1 rRNA gene is annotated in these 373 nt (G+C 41.3%); it reads left to right on the top strand.

Annotation, left to right across the window (positions count from 1 at the left end):
- Positions 1-277: 277 nt before the first annotated feature.
- Positions 278-373 (top strand): 5S ribosomal RNA (rrf, locus tag WFH18_RS17885); the annotation flags it as partial.

Raw genomic sequence — 373 nt, 5'->3', positions numbered from 1 at the left:
TGGATGTGGAAGCATAGTGATATGTGAAGCTGACCAATACTAATTGCTCGTGAGGCTTGACTATACAACACCCAAACAGTTGTTGTACGAACTTCGAAAGAAGTGAAGCTCGATTGATTCGAAATCAAACGATCAAACTTGATTTAGTTGAAAAGCTAGATAAAATGAACAACCTAATTTAACTCAAGTATCTCTGTTAATAACTCATTTGGTACGAAGTACGGCAAACACTGCAACAGCAGTTAAATAAGACCCGAACAAGTCCATAAACAGTTGTGCTGGCGACCATAGCAAGAGTGAACCACCTGATCCCTTCCCGAACTCAGAAGTGAAACCTCTTAGCGCTGATGGTAGTGTGGGGTTACCCATGTGA

The organism is Acinetobacter sp. USHLN143 (assembly GCF_037145695.1).
GTDB classification, from domain to species: domain Bacteria; phylum Pseudomonadota; class Gammaproteobacteria; order Pseudomonadales; family Moraxellaceae; genus Acinetobacter; species Acinetobacter fasciculus.
This window is presented reverse-complemented; position numbering and strand designations above follow the sequence as displayed.